The organism is Stenotrophomonas sp. FR010, assembly GCF_047520755.2.
Lineage (GTDB): Bacteria > Pseudomonadota > Gammaproteobacteria > Xanthomonadales > Xanthomonadaceae > Stenotrophomonas > Stenotrophomonas sepilia.
In genome coordinates this window covers 40,828-56,932 of the sequence record NZ_JAXBQT020000028.1, presented here as the reverse complement: position 1 = coordinate 56,932, position 16,105 = coordinate 40,828, and the positions used below count along the sequence as shown (strand labels likewise).

Genomic DNA, 16,105 nt, shown 5'->3' with positions numbered 1-16,105 from the left:
ACTCATCCGTGTACTGCTTGCTGTTGCCCATAAACACCTCGGTCATTGCCATGAATTATGGCGTCCGGATGTCTACGAAAGGCTGGTCGGTCCACGCCGCGACGTGCGAGTTCCAGTTTGTGCTCTCCTTCCAGTTCGAGAGCGTCTATGCGGCAAGTCTCGGGAAGGCTCTGGTCTTCCCGGGGCCTGTTGCCCTGTAATGCCAGATAGCGGGGCGGCAGGCCCCGGCCTTATCCTATTCTCGGTACACGTGGCGATATGCCTTCTGGATATAACGCCCTCGTGGGTCGCCCGCTTTCACACCTGTCTGCACAGTTCCAGAGTTTTGGATCGATATAATAATATCGCCCTATAAAGTTTCCCTTGCCTGCGCCGCCATCGATCATACGGCCATGATCAAGGGAATTGAGATGCTCGCCTTACGCAACCTCCGAGTGGGATCCCGGCTGGGTGCCGGGTTCGGTTTGCTGCTGCTGTTCATCGTGGCCATCGTCGGCCTGGCGCTGTACGGAAACCATCTGAAGTCTGCCCAGTTCTCGAAAGTGGTGGACGTCAACATGGTGAAGATGCGGCTGTTGAACGAGATGCTGGATACCAACAACGCAGTGTTGATGCACCGCCGGCTGATGGTGATCAAGCGCGGCGAGGATTTCGACAAGGATTATCAGAAAGCGCAGGAGCTGTCGCAGACCTACGATGGTATCTGGGCCAAGTACATCAAGATTCCACGCGACGCCACCGGCGATGCCCTGGTTGCGAAAATCGACGCGGCACGCAAGGCGACAGACGCCTCCACCCAGCATCTGCACGAGCGCATGAAGGCGGGTGATTTTGACGGTGCGGCCAAGGAACTGCTCGCCGAGCACGGACTGGCTACCGCATGGAACGAGACGATCTCGACCCTGCTGCGGCATCAGGAGACACTGACCGCGCGCAGCCGCGAGGAATACCGTTCAACCGAATCCTGGACCGGCACGCTGTCGATCGTGTTCGGCGTGCTGAGCCTGATACTGGGCTCGCTGGCCGCGTGGGCCATCACCCGCAGCCTGACCCGCCCGCTGGAAGGCGCGGTGAAGCTGGCCGACGGCATTGCCAACGGGCGGCTGGACAACAGCATCGACGCGTCCGGCAACGATGAGGTGACGCAGCTGCTCAGGTCGATGCAGCGCATGCAGGCGCAGTTGCAGTCGGTGATGGCGGCGCAGGGCGAGTTGGCCCGTCAGCACGATGCAGGCAGCCTCAGCTATCGCATGGACGAAGGTGCCTTCCCCGGCGACTACGGGCGCATGGTGCACGAGACGAATGCGCTGGTCGGCTCGCATGTGCAGGTGCAGAACCGGCTGATCGAAGTGATGAAGCACTACGCCCGTGGCGACCTGTCGGTGGACATGGATCCGCTGCCGGGCGAGAAGGCGGCGATCACCCAGGCAATGGACGAGACCAAGACCAGCCTGTCGGCGATCAACAGCGAGATCCGCCGGTTGGCGACAGCGGCCGCGGCAGGCGACTTCAGCCTGCGCGGCGATGAAGATCGCTTCGCCTACGATTTCCGCGACATGGTGGCCGGGCTCAATCGCTTGATGCAGACCACCGACCAGAACCTGGTACAGGTGTCGACCCTGCTGCAGGCGATTTCGCGCGGTGACCTCACCGTACGCATGCAAGGTGATTTCCACGGCGTGTTCGCCCGCATGCGCGATGACTGCAACGCCACCGTCGATCAGCTCAAGCAGATTGTCGGCCGCATCCAGTCCAGTGCGTCCAGCATCAACCTGGCAGCGGGCGAGATTGCCTCGGGCAACACCGATCTGTCGCGGCGTACCGAGCAGCAGGCGGCGAACCTGGAAGAGACGGCGGCGTCGATGGAGGAACTGACCTCCACCGTGAAGCAGAACGCCGAGCATGCACGCCAGGCCAACCAGCTCGCGATCGGCGCGCACGGTGTCGCCTCGCAGGGCGGCGAGGTGGTCGGCCAGGTGGTCACCACGATGTCGGCCATCGAAGCCTCGTCGAAGAAGATCGCCGAGATCATCAGCGTCATCGACGGCATCGCCTTCCAGACCAACATCCTGGCCTTGAACGCGGCGGTGGAAGCCGCGCGTGCCGGCGAGCAGGGCAGGGGCTTTGCGGTGGTGGCCAGTGAGGTGCGCACACTGGCGCAACGCTCAGCCGGCGCGGCCAAGGAGATCAAGGGCCTGATCGAGGATTCGGTCGGCAAGGTCGCCGATGGATCGGCGCTGGTCCGCCAGGCAGGCACTACGATGGGTGAGATCGTGGCGTCGGTGCAGCGCGTGACCGACATCATGGCCGAGATCTCTGCCGCGTCGCAGGAGCAGAGCTCGGGCATCGAACAGGTCAACCAGGCGGTGGTGCAGATGGACGAGACCACGCAGCAGAATGCGGCGCTGGTGGAAGAAGCCAGCGCGGCGGCACGCTCCATGGCGGAGCAGGCCAACCTGCTGGCCGAGGCGGTATCGGTGTTCCGCACCGGTGCGGCAACCGCGGTTGCAGCCGTGCGTCCGGCCCTGGCTGCGGTGGCCGCGACGGTTACTCCGGTGCGCAGGCCGGCGGCACTGTCGCCGCGCATCGAGCCGACACTGGCGGCCAATGCCGGTGGTTGGGAAGAGTTCTAGCTGGAACGTGGCATGCCGGTAGGGAGACGGCGCCCATTGCGATGGCTGATCGCGATGGGCGCAACTTTCTTCCTGAACGCGCGATGGCCGATGAGGTGGCGGACACGCGCATTTCACTTCCGGTTGCCAACCGCAGGAGGAAACTTGCGTCATACCGGAACTCAGGAGATGGCCATGAAGACCTCGACCCGATTGCTTGTGCTGGGCACCCTGCTGGCGGCTTCGTCGGTGGCCGGCGCGCAGACCTATGGCCCGCGCGATGAGGGACGCAAGTTCAATGACGGCAGCCGCGTGGTCTGCAAGAACGTGGAAGTGCAGCGCAACTCGCGCGATCCGAACCGCATTGCGGGTACGGCCACGGGTGCAGTGATCGGCGGCCTGCTGGGCAACCAGGTGGGCGGCGGCAATGGCAAGAAGCTCGCTACCGTGGCCGGTGCCGTGGCCGGTGGTGCGGCCGGTCGCCAGATCCAGGGCAACAGCCAGCAGAAGAACGGCGACCGCGTGGTCGAGCGCCGTTGCGAGCGCGTCTATCGTTGATCGGTTGCCGACAGCGCCCGTTCCCCCCTTGCACATCGCAGTACTCGAACGCCGGCCCCGCGCCGGCGTTCTTCGTTCCGGACCTGTATCGCTGACTCCGGCGTCGTGCCTATACTGCGCCGACTCAACGGATGAATGTCCAGTGAACGCATCGGCTCCAGCTCCCCAACCGGCACCGCTCGCAAGGCATGACCCGATACCGGAAGCGACTGCCCATCCCCATCGGGTGCGTGATCGCACCGATGAACTCGAGCTCTTCATTTCGGGCCTGCTGGCGTTTGCGCTGCTGGCCGTGCCGGGTTATCTGTTCGACGCCTGGGCGCGCAGCAGCCTGCACACCGAAGGCATGTACTTCCAGATGCTCTGGTTCGGTTTCAGCATCAGTGTCGGCATGTGCTATGTGCTGGCAGTGGCCTTGATCATCCACCTCACGGTGCGCGGCTACTGGATCGGGCTGATCGGCCTCAGGTCGCATTTCCCCGATGGCATTGACTGGGACCGCCTGCCAAGAATGGGGGCGGTCACGCGCGCCTTCCTGCAGGCCCGGGACGGAGGCCTCGATGGCAGCATCGAACGTGCCGACCGGCTGGCGACGATGCTGTTCTCGACCACCCTGCTTGCCGTACAGACATTGGCGGGCACCCTGGTATTGGCCGTCCTGACGCTTGGTGTGTCGATGGTGATCGGCGCGCTGTCCGGCGGCGCCGATCATGTCGCCATGCTCGCCCTGTGCACTGTGCTGGCCGCAATGTTGGCGCTGGCTGTTACCCCCGGGATCCTGGAGAAGATCGTGGCGCGGCGGCAGGCGCGCGGGCAACCCCATGAGCGACCGCAGCGACTGCTGCAGGGCATGCTGGCGGCACTGCAACGGGTTCCGCTGTTGCGCCTGATGCAGACCATGCAGCTGACCATGCAGAGCAACCTGCGCTCGCGTTCGTTCATGGCGGCCTACCTGTTCGCGGTGCTGGTAGCGATGCTGCTGGCGGCCGTGCAGGTGATGGCGTCGTTGAAGTTCTCGCTGTTCAACCGTTACCAGATCGTCACGGAAGCGGCGGTTGAGCACGGCATGCTGAGTGCGCATTACGAATCGATGCGTTCGGCGCATGACCAGCTGCTGCCGTACCCGATGATCCCGTCGGACACGATCAGCGGTGCGCAGCTTCGTTTGTTCATTCCGCATCGCCCGCAACGCGACAATCCGCTGGCGCGCCAGCATTGCACCGCACTTCCGGACGCGCGCAATGAGGCCACCGGGCAACAGGCCGCCAATGCCGCAGTGGAGTGCCTTTCCCGGCTCTGGCAGGTCAAGCTGGACGGCGCCCCGGTCGACCTGCATGGCTTCGTGCCCATGGAGCGGCGTGACCTGGATATGCGCGGCCTGGTGGGGTACCTGCCTACCCGGGGGCTCGCACCCGGACGCCATGACCTGGAACTGGTGTGGAATGCTGCAGGCGGCGAGCGGGGGGCCGGACGGCGCCGCGCGTTCCGCATCCCGTTCTGGTATGCCCCGGATCCATAAACGATGGATCAAAGCGGCCATGCCGCGCCGCTTGAACAGGCCGCTTACGACTTAATTCCCTCCGTCCCCTTTTTTGGCGAGGAGGCGCCAGGTGGCGAGGCTACCGTAGAGCAGCAGCAGGACGGTGAGGGTGATCAGTTCGTGGCTGATGTCGGCCAGGCGGGCGTCCATCTGGTTCAGGCGCACCATCAGGTTGATGCCCGAGGTGGTCGGCAGCAGCTGTGCCAGCCAGACCAGCGGTTGCGGCGTCATCACCGCCGGCCACGACAGGTTGGCCAGGAAAAACAGCGGGATGGAGGTGGCGATGATGTACTGGAAGGCGCGCTCGCGGGTGCGGAAGAAGCTGCCGACGAACAGGCCGAAGACCACGGTGGTGGCGATGAACAAGGTGCCGCCCAGCAGCTGGCCCATCGGGTTGCCGCCGCGCGGATAGTCCTGCACCCAGGCAGTGAAACCGGCGTACCAGAACAGGCCGAACAGGCCGATCAGGCCGAAGCCCAACGCCATGCCGGCCAGCGTCGGCAGGTCGAAGCGCAGGCGCCGGCCCAGTGCGAGGCGGCGGCCGCCGAGCAGAACGCCGATGCCCATCAACAGCGTCTGGTGCACGATCAGCTCGGCCACGCCGGGCACGATGGCGCTGCCATAGCCTTCCTGCGTGTTGTACAGCGGGCGCTGCACCAGGGTGACCGGCGGTGCCTGCGGCGCACCCATGAAGGCGGCCTGGCCGACCACCGCATCACGCCCGAACGCACCCAGCGCATCAGCTACGCTGCCCAGCACCCAACTGGCGCGGCCCAGGTAGGCACCGTTGCCAAGCAATACCAGCTTGGCCGGATGGCCGCGCAGGATGTCGCGCTCCAGGTTGGCCGGGATCACGACGATGCCTTCGGCGTGGCCGGCTTCGAGCTGCTGGCGTGCGCTGTCGACGTCCGCCGGTTGCCCGACCACGCGCGCAACGCGCAGTGCGTCGAGCTTGCGCAGCAGCTCGCGGCTGGTCGCGCTATGGTCTTCGTCCACCACCAGCACCGGCAGGTTGCCGGCCACCTGGTGCCGGTAGGCGGCTGGATAGAAGAACGAATACAGGATCACCGCACCGACCATCACCACGATCGCGTAGCGGTCGCACAGCACCGCCATCAGGGTCTGCTGCAGGCTGCGCCAGAGCATGCTCATGCGTCAGCCCCTGCGGATTGTGCGGCGGCAGGCGTGCGTGCAAAGGCGATCAGGCGCAGGCCGCCGATGCCACCGGCCACCACCGTCATCAACAGCAGCGTAGCCAGCGGCCATGCCGAAACCTGCAGCGGCGAGCCGATGAACTGCTGCTGGGTCTGCAGCTTGATGTAGGCGCTCAATGGCAGCAGCTGGTGCCAGACGCGGGTAAACAACGGCCCGTCCAGCACCGGGAAGGTGGCACTGGAAAACGCCAGTGCGGTGCCGATGCTCAGACCCACCGCGGACAGTGCGGTACCCATGTCGCGGGTGACGCCGACGAAAAACAACGCGTAGGTGGCCGTGGCCAGGTAGAACAGGGGCTGTGCGAGCAGCAGCAGGAGCACGCTGCCGGCCACACCATCGCCGCGCAGCCAGGCCAGGTAGCCGATGCCGAGCGCGCCATACAGCGAGAACAGCAGGAGGTACGGCGCGACCTTGCCGGCGATCGCCGACCACGGCGTGCGAGCCAGCCAGGCGGGCAGGGTGCCATCGCGGATCTCGCGGCCGAGGCTGCCGGCCACCGCAAGTGCCAGTACCAGTGACAGCACCGCCGGGAAGATCAGTGGCAGCAGGAACAATTCGTAGCTGCGCGCCGGGTTGTAGAGGATGTCCGACTGCACCGCGATCGGCGCCGCGCGCAGCTTGCCCGGGCCAACCTGCAGGCCGATGCGCTCGCGCAGCAGGCGTGCGTTCCATGCGGAAACCGCGTCGCCGATGTCGCGCGACGCCGACTGGCCGGTGGTCATGTAGGTGGCGTTGTAATAGGCGAACACCGTGCCCTGGCGCCCACGCAGCGCCTGCCGGGTGACATCGCGCGGCACCAGCACGATGGCGAACACGTCCAGGCTGCGCAGCTGCGATCGTGCCTCCTCCAGGTCCGCTGGTTGGCTGGCGACGCGTACGCCGGGACTGGCGTCGAGCATGCGCAGCAGCAGGCGGCTGTCACTGCTGTGGTCAAGGTCGACCACAGCAATCGGGATATCGCGCATCACCGACGGCGTGAACATCCATGCCATCACGACCAGCATCAGCAGTGGCAGCACGGTGACCAGCAGCAGGTCGGCACGGTTGCCGCGCAGCGACTGCAGCTCGCGCCGCCACGAAGCGGCGAAGCCGTTGCGGTCCGGGCTCAGTGCTGGGGCCATGCGAACAGCACGCTCATGCCGGGGCGGAAGCCCTCGATGCGGCGTACCGGGCGCACCCGCACCTCGAAGCTGCGGACGTCATAGCCGGACGACTGGCGGGTGGTACGCCAGGTTGCGTAGTCGCCGGCCGGATTGATGAAGTAGACCTCGAACTCGCCATCCAGGCCCAGCGCCGGCACGCTGCCCTGCAGCTTGCTGCCGACCTTCAGGCCCTGCATCTGCGATTCGCGCAGGTTCATCGCCACCCACATGCGGTCGATGTCGACCAGGGTGAACACGGGATAGCCGGCTGGCACCAGCTCGCCCGGGTCGGCCATGCGCTTGTTGATCTCGCCCGCCACCGGCGCGCGTCCTTCCACTTCGGCTCGCGCGGCGTTGACCTCGGCCACCGCGCCCTGCGCCTGCTGTACCTGGCCCTGCGCGGCACGCTTGTCCTGCTCGCGGGCGCCGGCCAATGCCATGTCGTACTGCGCGCGGGCGGCGCGGGCCAGTTCGCGCGAACTGGTGGCCTGGGCATGCGCTTCATCGCGCTTCTGCCGGGTCATCACCCCTTCGTTGAACAGGTTCTGCACGCGCCGGTAGGTGGCTTCGGCCAGTGTCGCGCCGGCTTCGGCGCGCTTCCAGTTCGCTTCGGCGGCGCGGATGTCTTCGCTGCGCGCGCCTTCGTCGGCCTTGTCGGCCACCGCCTGCGCAGCCGCCAATGCGCCGTGCGCCTGCTGTTCCTTGGCAGCCACTTCGGGGCTGTCGAGCAGGAACAGCACCTGCCCGGGCTGCACGCGATCGCCCTCGCGCACCTTCAGCTCGGCCACGCGTGCGGTGATCTTGGCGGCCACGTTGATCGTGTCCGCATCGGCCATGCCCTGGATCTGGTCGGCCGGGCTGCGCCAGGCCAGCCACAGGCCGAGCACCACCGCGACCAGCAGGACCACCAGCAGGATCGGTCCCAGCCGCCGCTTGCCGGGGGGCGTCGTCGCATCGTCGTGCAGCACATCACTCATGGTCGATCACCTCGTCCGCACGCCGCCGGAATTCTTCGAAACGGTCCATCTGTCCACTGATCTCCAGCAACTGTGCCAGCGCAATGTCGTATTGGTAGGCGGCCTGAGCGCGCTCGACACGGGCGCCGCCCAGGCCGAGCCGCGCATCGATCACATCCAGCGAGGTGGCCTGGCCTTCGCGGAATGCCAGCTCCTGCAGGCGCAGGTTTTCCTGTGCCTGGGCGATGCTGCTGTCGAGCAGCACGAACTGCTGGCGCGCGGTCTCAAGTTCGTTCCAGGCCTTGCGCACGCCCAGTGCGACCTGGTTCTCGGCCTCGCGCAGGCCCGCTTCGGCCTGCTCCTGCTGCGCACGCGCGGCGCTGATCTGCGCCGGCCGCGAGTTCGGCGACAGGAAGGTGTACTTCAGCCCGATGCCGAACGCCCAGTCCGGGTCGGTCAGCATTTCGTCGCGGCGGCGGAAGTCGTACTGGCCGAAGGCGAAGATCTGCGGCTTCAGCTTGGCCTGCTGCACGCGCACGCCCTGTTCGGCCTGCGCAACCATCGCGCGCAAGCGCGCGATCTGCGGCTGGCGCGCCTGCGCGGTGCGCTCGAAGCTGGTCACCGGTTCCAGCGGCACGCGCTGCACGAACAGCGGCGACACCGGCTGCACCTCGCCACCACTGCGCAGCAGCGTGGCCAGCGCGGCCTTCAGCGTAGCCAGATCGTTCACCGTCTTCTGGTATTCGCGCTCGGCCTTGTCGCGGGCCACGGTGGCCTGCAGGCGCTGGGCGCGGGTGGCAAAGCCCTCGCGTTCCAGCTTTTCTGCATCGGACAGGTGGCGGTTGAGGCCGTCGCGCACGTCGCGGCGCACGTCCACCGCCTGCTCGGCCAGGCGCTGGCCGAAGTAGGCCTGAGCCAGCTGCACGGTCAATGATTGGCGCTGCGCCTCGCGCTCGGCGTTGGCCTGCTCATGGGCGGCGCTGGCCGCACGTTGCGCGGCCGGGATCACGCCGCCGGTGTACAGCGGCAGCACCGCGGTCACTACCGGGCGTGTACGCCAGTCGCGCTCGGTGAACGACAGCGGCGAATCGATACCGAAGGCTTCAGCCACGGGCGCCAGCGAACCCAGTGGCAGGGTCAGGGTCTTCTGGAACTGCAGGCGGCGCACTTCGCCGGTGATCTCCGGCAGGCGCAGCAGGCGCGTGGCGTCCTGCAGGTCCTGCTTGTTGCGTACCGCTGCATCTGCGGCCGCCAGCGCATCGGAGACCTGCTCCAGGCGTTGGCGTGCCTGTTCCCAGTCCAATGCGGGGGCGTCGTTGCTGTTCTGCGCGGACGCAGCGGTTGGCAGGCAGGTCGCCAGCACCAGCGCCAGCGCGGCCTTCGCGCGGTGCATCCTTGTACGTCGGCCGATCACGCCCATGCCGTCCCAGTGGTAAAGAAGTGCGCAAACGGTAGTGCGCGCGGCGTGAAGCCCGAGTCTGCGGTCATCCGATTGTCCTCAACGAAGGGTGCCGCTGGCTGCAGTGCGCAGCGCCTGGGTGATGTGCTGCAGCGTGCTTGAGCGCACGGCGGCATGTTGCCAGTACAGCGGCACATCCAGCCAGCGGCGGGGTTCCAGTACCACCACGCGGCCGGCGCGCACGGCGGGCGCGACCAGGGTTTCCGCGGCCATGCCCCAACCGAGTCCGCACGCGGCGGCTTCGACGAAACCGGTGGAAGAGGGCAGGTAGTGTAGCGGCGGCTGCAGTCGCGCGCGGGTCAGGCGCCGCACGAAACGCCATTGCAGTTCATCCTTGCGGTTGAACACCAGCATCGGTGCGCGCGCCAGGGCCGCGGCCTGCATGCCATCGTTGAAGTACTGGCGGGCGAAGCCGGGCGAAGCGATCGCGTGGTAACGCATGGCGCCGAGCGGGTGCACGTTGCAGCCCTTCACCGGCTGGCTTTCGGCGGTCACTGCGCCGAGCACGCTGCCATCGCGCAGCAACTGCAGGGTGTGGTCCTGGTCGTCCATGCGCAGGTCGAACAGGTAGCCATGGCGCTGGTGCAGGTCGGCGATGGCGGGCACGAACCAGGTATCAAGCGAGTCGTCGTTGACCGCCAGGGGGATCGGCGTGCGCGCGGTGTCACTGCCACGCTCGGGCAGCAGCTCGGCCAGCGCCTCGGCTTCCAGCGCCTGCATCGGGCGTACCCGGCGCAGCAGCGCTTCCCCCGCTACGGTCGGTCGGCAGGGTGCCTGGCGCACCACCAGGACCTGCCCGAGCCTGTCTTCCAGCGCCTTGATCCGTTGCGACAGTGCTGATGGGCTGATCGACAGGCGGCGTGCCGCGGCCTCGAAGCTGCCTTCTTCCAGCACCGCAGCGAATGCGGCCAATTGTGGATGTACCAGATCCATGCCGGTGCCCCTTCAGTTTTCCTGCACAGGATAAAGAAAAACCAGATTGTCTTAACCGGCCGTTGGCCGCACCCTGCGCATCCCTTCGCTGCCTGGCTTGTCCTGATGTGGATCGCCGCTACCGCCGCCGGCCTGTTCGCAGGTGCCGGCCTGATCATCGCCATCGGCGCACAGAATGCCTTCGTGCTGCGCCAGGGCCTGCAGCAGCGCCATGTGGGGAAGGTGGTGCTGGCCTGCGCCGGCGCGGACATCGTGCTGATCCTGGCGGGCGTGGGCGGCATGGGCGCGCTGGTGCTGCAGTGGCCGCTGCTGCTGCAGGGGCTGCGCTTCGGTGGCGCGGCCTTCCTGCTCTGGTATGGCCTGCAGGCGGGGCTGCGCGCATGGCGCGGTGGCAGTGCGCTGGCCGCCGCCGAGGCGCAGGGCGGCAGCGGACGGCAGGTGCTGCTGACCTGCCTGGCCTTCACCCTGCTCAACCCGCACGTCTATCTGGATACGGTGGTGCTGCTGGGCAGCCTGTCCACGCGCTACCCCGGTGACCTGCGCTGGGCGTTCGCCGCCGGTGCGTGCGCCGCCAGCGTGGCCTGGTTCTGCACGCTGGGCTATGGCGCGCGCCTGTTGCAGCCGGTGTTCCGCAGGCCAACTGCCTGGCGGGTGCTGGATGCAGGCGTGGCGATGTTCATGCTCTGCCTGGTCACGCTACTGCTGTTGCGTCCGCTCTAGGTCGCGTCCACCACGCACAGTGGCGTTTCGCCGGGGCGCAGGGTCAGTACGCGCACACCGTTGCGGGTGACCGCCACCGTGTGCTCGAACTGCGCCGACAGCTTGCCGTCGCGGGTGTAGACCGGCCATTGGTCCGGCTGCTGGCGGATGGCCGGCTTGCCCTGGTTGAGCATCGGCTCGATGGTGAACACCATGCCCTCCTCCAGCACCCTGCCGGTGTTGGGATGGCCGTAGTGCAGGATCTGCGGTTCCTCGTGCATTTCCTGGCCGATGCCATGGCCGCAGTATTCCTTCACCACGCTGTAGCCGTGGCTGCGCGCGTGGCGGGCGATGGCGTGGCCGATGTCGCCCAGGCGTGCACCGGGGCGCACCGCAGCGATGCCTTTCCACATCGCCTGGTAGGCGGTCCGCACCAGCCTGCGCGCGGCGTAGTCGACCTCGCCCACCAGGTAGGTGGTGCTGGAGTCGGCGATGTAGCCGTTCTTCTCCAGGGTGATGTCGAGGTTGACGATCTGGCCGTTACGCAGCACGTCGGTGGTGCTGGGTACGCCGTGGCAGATCACGTTGTCGATCGAGGCGTTGAGCACGTACGGGAAGCCGTACTGGCCCTTGCTGGCCGGCCGCGCCTGCAGCTCGTCAACGATCATGCGTTCGACGAAATCGTTGATCTCCATCGTGCTGCGGCCCTGCAGTGGCAGCCGGTCGAGCGCGGCGAACACCTGCGCAAGCAGGCGCCCGGATTCGGCCATCAGCGCGATCTCGTCGGGGCGCTTGATGATCGCCATCTGCTCAGACCTGTCCCGGTGCCAGCAGCGGCGGCTGCACGCCGGCAGCCCGCAGTTCGCTGGCGACGATGTCCTGGAAGCTCAGCGTGGGATTCATTTCGCACAGCATGCCGACCCGGATCCAGAAGTTGGCCTGGGCGTTGATCGAGCGGCTGGAGACGGTGCAGGCACGGCGCAGCTGGTCGTGCAGGGTGTCATCGATGTTGACGATGCCCATCGGCGGTCCTGGAGTGGGAATATACGAAGCGTATATGTTTCGTATATCCTCCTCAAGCCCGCGTTGTTCAGTCCAGGTGGGTGGCAAAGCGCAGGCGGTTGCCGTCGGGGTCGCGCAGCAGCATTTCGCGGCTGCCCCAGTCGGTGTCATGCGGTGGCTGCTCGATCGGCACGTTGGCGGCGCTGAAGGCGCGGTACAGGCTGTCGACGTCGTCGACGATGAAGTACACCGCGCCGCCTACCTCGCAGTCACCGCTGTGCTCGGTGAGGAAGATCGTCTGGCCATCGCGGGTGAGTTGGGCGAACAGCGGGAAGCCGGACTCGAAGCGGTGTTCCCAGTCGACCACGAAACCCAGCCCCTGCACGTAGAACGGCAGGGTGGTGTCGGCGTGGCGCATGCGCAGTTGCGGGATGACGGTCTGGGGCATGGCGGCGGCTCTTGGGGACAGGAGCCCAGTGTAGTGCCGGCCGCTGGCCGGCATTCCTGTGAGCCCGGGAACAACGAGGTTGCCGGCCAGCGGCCGGCACTACCGAAGCCACGCCGGCCAACGGCCGGCATTGCCGACGCGGTCAGCAGGCCGTCGGTGCGGCGGCGATTGCCGCCAGCAGCTCGCGGTTGACCTGCTGGTGACGCGCCTGCCAGACGGGAAGATCATCGGCGCTGATGTCCGGTTGGCCATCCAGCGACGACAACCAGCGCTTGAAGCGGCTCTGGTAGTTCGCCAGCGAGACTTCGCCGGTGATGTCACTGCCGACCAGGCCACCGGCGCGCAGTGCTTCGATCACCACCAGTGCGTGTTCCAGCTGGAAGCGGCCCTGGTCCCAGTTGCTGCGCGCAACGTCCTCGGCGAATACATCCTTGTCGATCGACAGGTAGGTCGGCTGCGGGGATGTGGCCTGCTCGGCGGCGAAAGCGGCGACCAGTGCCTCCGGATGCTCGAAGCATCGGAACGCACGGCCCATGCCGAGGCGGTAGCCCCAGCCCACGTCCACGTCCATGCACCAGTACGTCAGGCGTCCACGCATCAGCGGTCGCCAGTGGTTCTCCCAGGCATGACCGAGGCCGATGTCGCTGGAAGTGATGCCGAGCACATGGATGTGCGAGATCTGCGGCAGCTTGCTGGCGGCGTTCACCCACGAGCCGCAGTGCATGCCGAGCGGGAACCGCATGTTGTCCGGATGGTTGTCCAGCACCACCAGCTGGAACGGGGCCTGCCCATGCATGCGGCGCAGCAGTGGCAGGGTGAGGTGGTGGAAGTCGCCACTGCCGAGCATGACGGTTCCGAGCTGGGCCGGCAGTGGTGCCAGCACGTCAGCGGCGAAACGGTTGAGGATGGCATTGCTGCAGGCGAAGCGCAGCGGATCGTGCCACTGCGGCAGGGCCAGGGTCTGCGCCCGTGGCAGCGGCAGCACGCCACCGTCCAGGTCCAGGATCAGCGGGGAACGCAACGGCATCGTTCAACCGCCTCCATCAGGTTCGCCCTGCAGGTGCGGGGCCAGCTTGCGCAGGGCGGCGCGCAGCAGCGGGGAGCGTGCGTGGATCGCGTGCCGGGTGGAGGTGAAGCGGGCGCCCAGCTCGGCCTTGATCCGCGAGTCGGTCCAGCCGGCCACGTAGTGGCTCAGGCCGTGCTGCTGCGCGTACTCGAGGTTGTGCATCCAGCTGACCGCGTACAGGTTGTGCTCGCGCGACTGCGGATAGGCCAGGCCGATGTACTTGTCCACCAGTTTGCCGGCATGCACGTAGCACAGGTTCCAGCCGATCAGCCGGCCCTGGTGGCGGTACAGGAACATCCGTCCCTGGCCCTGGCTGTCGGCCAGCAGGTACTGGAAATAGGGCAGGTCGAGCTGGTCGAAATGCACCGCGCTCTGCGCGTATACGCCCAGGTACAGCGCGTACAGTTCGGCCTGCAGTTGCGGGTCGGCCAGGGCCGGGTTGCCGGTGGCGATGCAGTCGATCTGCAGGTCATCGCGCGAACGCAGCTTGCGACGGATGTTCTTGCGGCGCGAGGATGACAGGCGGCCGAGATAGTCCTCGAGCGAATCGAAATCGATCGCCACCCAGGCCAGCGGCATGCCTTCCAGTTCGACGAAGCCGCGTGCCAGCAGCGCCTGCAGGAAGGCGCCGCTGTGTGCGTTGGCGGCGTCGTCCAGCAGCGGTGAATCGATCGCCAGGTCCTTCACCACCAGCAGCCGGGTATCGCCGATCGCGTGACGTGTCACGTCCTCGGCCAGCGCCTCCGGCGCCACGTGCGCCGGCAACGGGGTGTACTCGGTGCTGGTGGCACCGACGAAGCGCGTCTTCCAGGTGATCCAAGGCCGCCACAGGCGCGACAGCGGCAGGCCGAGCAGCCTGCCGCGCAGTTCGTCGTCCATCGTGGTGGTCAGGTCCAACGGGGCACGGAAGGTCGGCAGGCCGCTGGGAAGGCGGCCCGCCTCGAATCCGAGCGGCGGGTGGGCCAGGAAGCCCTCCAGCAGCGCGGCCGGTTCCAGCGCGGTGCTGGATGCGCGTGACGTCATTTCCATCGGCACGGGAACCGGCAGCGCATCGACCTCAGCCCTTGGCCTTGGTTAGCGCCTGGTCGAGCAGGGTGATCGCCAGGTCGATCTCTTCGTAGCTGATGTCCAGCGACGGCGCGAAGGTGATCACGTTCTTGTACCAGCCACCCACGTCGAGCACGAGGCCCATGCGCTTGCCGTCGTGCAGCAGGTCACCGGCCAGGCCGATGTCGACCATGCGGTCCAGCAGCTCCTTGTTCGGGGTGTAGCCGTCGGCCTGGCAGATTTCCGCACGCAGCGCCAGGCCCAGCCCGTCGACGTCGCCGATTTCCGGGTGGCGCTTCTGCAGGCCGCGCAGGCCGTCGAGGAAGTACGCGCCCTTTTCCGGCACGGTGCGCTCGTAATCCATTTCCTTGCCCAGCTTCAGCACTTCCAGGCCCAGGCGGGTGGCCAGTGGGTTGGAGTTGAAGGTGGAGTGGGTGGAGCCCGGCGGGAACACGGTCGGGTTGATCAGCTCTTCGCGCGCCCACAGGCCCGACAGCGGGTTCAGGCCGTTGGTCAGCGCCTTGCCGAACACCAGCACGTCCGGGGTCACGCCGAAGTGCTCGATCGACCACAGCTTGCCGGTGCGCCAGAAGCCCATCTGGATTTCATCGACGACCATCAGGATGCCGTACTTGTCCAGCACGCGCTTGAGGCCGGTGAAGAAGTTGCGCGGCGGGATGACGTAGCCACCGGTGCCCTGGATCGGCTCGACGTAGAACGCGGCGTACTCGGCCTGGCCGACCTTGGGATCCCACACGCCGTTGTACTCGCTTTCGAACAGGCGCTCGAACTGCCACACGCAGTGGTCGGAGTACTCGTCCGGGGTCATGCCCTTCGGGCGACGGAAGGGGTACGGGAACGGGATGAACATCGCGCGCTCGCCGAAGTGGCCGTAGCGGCGGCGGTAGCGGTAGCTGGAGGTGATCGACGACGCACCCAGGGTGCGGCCGTGGTAGCCGCCCTCGAAGGCGAACATCAGGCTCTTGCCGCCGCGCGCGTTGCGCACGATCTTCAGCGAGTCTTCAATGGCCTGCGCACCGCCAACGTTGAAGTGCACGCGGCCGTCGAGGCCGAACTTCTCGTGCATGTCCACGGCAATGGTCTTGGCCAGCTGCACGCGGGTCGGGTGCAGGTACTGGCTGGCGACCTGCGGCAGGGTGTCGATCTGGTCCTTCAGTGCATCGTTCAGGCGCTTGTTGCTGTAGCCGAAGTTGCACGCCGAGTACCACATCTGCAGGTCGAGGTAGGGCACGCCTGCGCCGTCGAACATGTAGCTGCCTTCGCCGCGCTGGAAGATCTTAGGCGGATCGACGTAGTGGACGGTATCGCCGAAGGAGCTGTAGCGGGCTTCGTCGGCCAGCAGCTGCGCATCGGAGGCAGCGGCGGCGGCGTTCTTGTCAAAAATGTTCATGCAGTTCGGTTCCGTGA

The 16,105-nt window shown here is 66.7% G+C and carries 15 protein-coding genes and 1 pseudogene; 5 read left to right on the top strand and 11 right to left on the bottom strand.

Going from position 1 to position 16,105, the window contains the following annotated elements; translation table 11 throughout:
- The 4 genes and pseudogenes from ACM0PK_RS19500 to ACM0PK_RS19485 form a co-directional block, all read left to right on the top strand.
- Positions 1 to 200: pseudogene (locus tag ACM0PK_RS19500) on the top strand (hypothetical protein); the annotation flags it as partial.
- Positions 201 to 410: 210 nt separating this feature from the next.
- Complete coding sequence (locus ACM0PK_RS19495; RefSeq protein ID WP_414607716.1) at positions 411 to 2,633, top strand: methyl-accepting chemotaxis protein; 2,223 nt, start codon at positions 411 to 413, stop codon at positions 2,631 to 2,633.
- Between the two features lie 168 nt (positions 2,634 to 2,801).
- The gene (locus tag ACM0PK_RS19490) at positions 2,802 to 3,170 is read left to right on the top strand and encodes a glycine zipper 2TM domain-containing protein (RefSeq protein ID WP_005415760.1); all 369 of its coding nucleotides are present in this window, start codon (positions 2,802 to 2,804) and stop codon (positions 3,168 to 3,170) included.
- Between the two features lie 226 nt (positions 3,171 to 3,396).
- Positions 3,397 to 4,689, top strand: coding sequence for a hypothetical protein (locus tag ACM0PK_RS19485; protein WP_181452519.1), 1,293 nt, complete (start codon positions 3,397 to 3,399; stop codon positions 4,687 to 4,689).
- A 51-nt stretch (positions 4,690 to 4,740) separates the two neighbouring features.
- On the opposite strand, the gene ACM0PK_RS19480 is transcribed toward ACM0PK_RS19485, so the two are convergent.
- From ACM0PK_RS19480 to ACM0PK_RS19460, 5 genes are all read right to left on the bottom strand, one after another.
- Complete coding sequence (locus ACM0PK_RS19480; protein ID WP_111008064.1) at positions 4,741 to 5,862, bottom strand: ABC transporter permease; 1,122 nt, start codon at positions 5,860 to 5,862, stop codon at positions 4,741 to 4,743.
- The gene (locus ACM0PK_RS19475) at positions 5,859 to 7,046 is read right to left on the bottom strand and encodes an ABC transporter permease (RefSeq protein WP_088496391.1); all 1,188 of its coding nucleotides are present in this window, start codon (positions 7,044 to 7,046) and stop codon (positions 5,859 to 5,861) included. The genes ACM0PK_RS19480 and ACM0PK_RS19475 overlap by 4 nt, the downstream gene beginning before the upstream one ends.
- A complete protein-coding gene (locus ACM0PK_RS19470) occupies positions 7,031 to 8,044 on the bottom strand; it encodes an HlyD family secretion protein (protein ID WP_072166865.1) in 1,014 nt (337 codons plus the stop codon). Before ACM0PK_RS19470 ends, ACM0PK_RS19475 begins: the two co-directional genes overlap by 16 nt.
- The gene (locus ACM0PK_RS19465) at positions 8,037 to 9,443 is read right to left on the bottom strand and encodes a TolC family protein (protein ID WP_072166864.1); all 1,407 of its coding nucleotides are present in this window, start codon (positions 9,441 to 9,443) and stop codon (positions 8,037 to 8,039) included. Before ACM0PK_RS19465 ends, ACM0PK_RS19470 begins: the two co-directional genes overlap by 8 nt.
- 78 nt (positions 9,444 to 9,521) lie before the next feature.
- A complete protein-coding gene (locus ACM0PK_RS19460) occupies positions 9,522 to 10,415 on the bottom strand; it encodes a LysR family transcriptional regulator ArgP (RefSeq protein ID WP_414607714.1) in 894 nt (297 codons plus the stop codon).
- Positions 10,416 to 10,520: 105 nt separating this feature from the next.
- Here ACM0PK_RS19460 and ACM0PK_RS19455 point away from each other — a divergent pair, with 105 nt between their 5' ends.
- Positions 10,521 to 11,135: a LysE/ArgO family amino acid transporter gene (locus ACM0PK_RS19455; protein WP_414607713.1), complete on the top strand. Its 615-nt coding sequence runs from the start codon at positions 10,521 to 10,523 to the stop codon at positions 11,133 to 11,135.
- On the opposite strand, the gene map is transcribed toward ACM0PK_RS19455, so the two are convergent.
- The 6 genes from map to ACM0PK_RS19425 all read right to left on the bottom strand — a co-directional run bounded on the left by map (position 11,132) and on the right by ACM0PK_RS19425 (position 16,088).
- On the bottom strand, positions 11,132 to 11,914 hold the full coding sequence (map, locus tag ACM0PK_RS19450) for a type I methionyl aminopeptidase (protein WP_414607717.1): 783 nt from the start codon (positions 11,912 to 11,914) through the stop codon (positions 11,132 to 11,134). The genes ACM0PK_RS19455 and map overlap by 4 nt on opposite strands.
- 10 nt (positions 11,915 to 11,924) lie before the next feature.
- Positions 11,925 to 12,137 carry a ParD-like family protein gene (locus ACM0PK_RS19445; RefSeq protein WP_005415768.1) on the bottom strand — a complete coding sequence of 71 codons (213 nt, stop codon included), beginning with the start codon at positions 12,135 to 12,137 and terminating at the stop codon, positions 11,925 to 11,927.
- 67 nt (positions 12,138 to 12,204) lie between these two features.
- Entirely contained in the window at positions 12,205 to 12,564 is a 360-nt protein-coding gene (locus ACM0PK_RS19440) for a bleomycin resistance protein (RefSeq protein WP_072166862.1), read from the bottom strand.
- 142 nt (positions 12,565 to 12,706) lie between these two features.
- Positions 12,707 to 13,591 carry an arginase family protein gene (locus tag ACM0PK_RS19435; RefSeq protein ID WP_414607712.1) on the bottom strand — a complete coding sequence of 295 codons (885 nt, stop codon included), beginning with the start codon at positions 13,589 to 13,591 and terminating at the stop codon, positions 12,707 to 12,709.
- A 3-nt stretch (positions 13,592 to 13,594) separates the two neighbouring features.
- Positions 13,595 to 14,659 (bottom strand): GNAT family N-acetyltransferase, encoded by a 1,065-nt coding sequence (locus ACM0PK_RS19430; protein ID WP_414607711.1) that lies wholly within the window; start codon positions 14,657 to 14,659, stop codon positions 13,595 to 13,597.
- Positions 14,660 to 14,687: 28 nt separating this feature from the next.
- A complete protein-coding gene (locus ACM0PK_RS19425) occupies positions 14,688 to 16,088 on the bottom strand; it encodes an aspartate aminotransferase family protein (protein WP_414607710.1) in 1,401 nt (466 codons plus the stop codon).
- Positions 16,089 to 16,105: the final 17 nt, after the last annotated feature.

Bases quoted from the DNA above. Each gene is read 5' to 3' on its own strand.
- ACM0PK_RS19495 (WP_414607716.1), top strand. From the start codon at position 411: ATGCTCGCCTTACGCAACCTCCGAGTGGGATCCCGGCTGGGTGCCGGG.
- ACM0PK_RS19490 (WP_005415760.1), top strand. From the start codon at position 2,802: ATGGCCATGAAGACCTCGACCCGATTGCTTGTGCTGGGCACCCTGCTG.
- ACM0PK_RS19480 (WP_111008064.1), bottom strand. From the start codon at position 5,862: ATGAGCATGCTCTGGCGCAGCCTGCAGCAGACCCTGATGGCGGTGCTG.
- ACM0PK_RS19475 (WP_088496391.1), bottom strand. From the start codon at position 7,046: ATGGCCCCAGCACTGAGCCCGGACCGCAACGGCTTCGCCGCTTCGTGG.
- ACM0PK_RS19470 (WP_072166865.1), bottom strand. From the start codon at position 8,044: ATGAGTGATGTGCTGCACGACGATGCGACGACGCCCCCCGGCAAGCGG.
- ACM0PK_RS19465 (WP_072166864.1), bottom strand. From the start codon at position 9,443: ATGGGCGTGATCGGCCGACGTACAAGGATGCACCGCGCGAAGGCCGCG.
- ACM0PK_RS19460 (WP_414607714.1), bottom strand. From the start codon at position 10,415: ATGGATCTGGTACATCCACAATTGGCCGCATTCGCTGCGGTGCTGGAA.
- ACM0PK_RS19455 (WP_414607713.1), top strand. From the start codon at position 10,521: ATGTGGATCGCCGCTACCGCCGCCGGCCTGTTCGCAGGTGCCGGCCTG.
- ACM0PK_RS19445 (WP_005415768.1), bottom strand. From the start codon at position 12,137: ATGGGCATCGTCAACATCGATGACACCCTGCACGACCAGCTGCGCCGT.
- ACM0PK_RS19440 (WP_072166862.1), bottom strand. From the start codon at position 12,564: ATGCCCCAGACCGTCATCCCGCAACTGCGCATGCGCCACGCCGACACC.
- ACM0PK_RS19435 (WP_414607712.1), bottom strand. From the start codon at position 13,591: ATGCCGTTGCGTTCCCCGCTGATCCTGGACCTGGACGGTGGCGTGCTG.
- ACM0PK_RS19430 (WP_414607711.1), bottom strand. From the start codon at position 14,659: ATGGAAATGACGTCACGCGCATCCAGCACCGCGCTGGAACCGGCCGCG.
- ACM0PK_RS19425 (WP_414607710.1), bottom strand. From the start codon at position 16,088: ATGAACATTTTTGACAAGAACGCCGCCGCCGCTGCCTCCGATGCGCAG.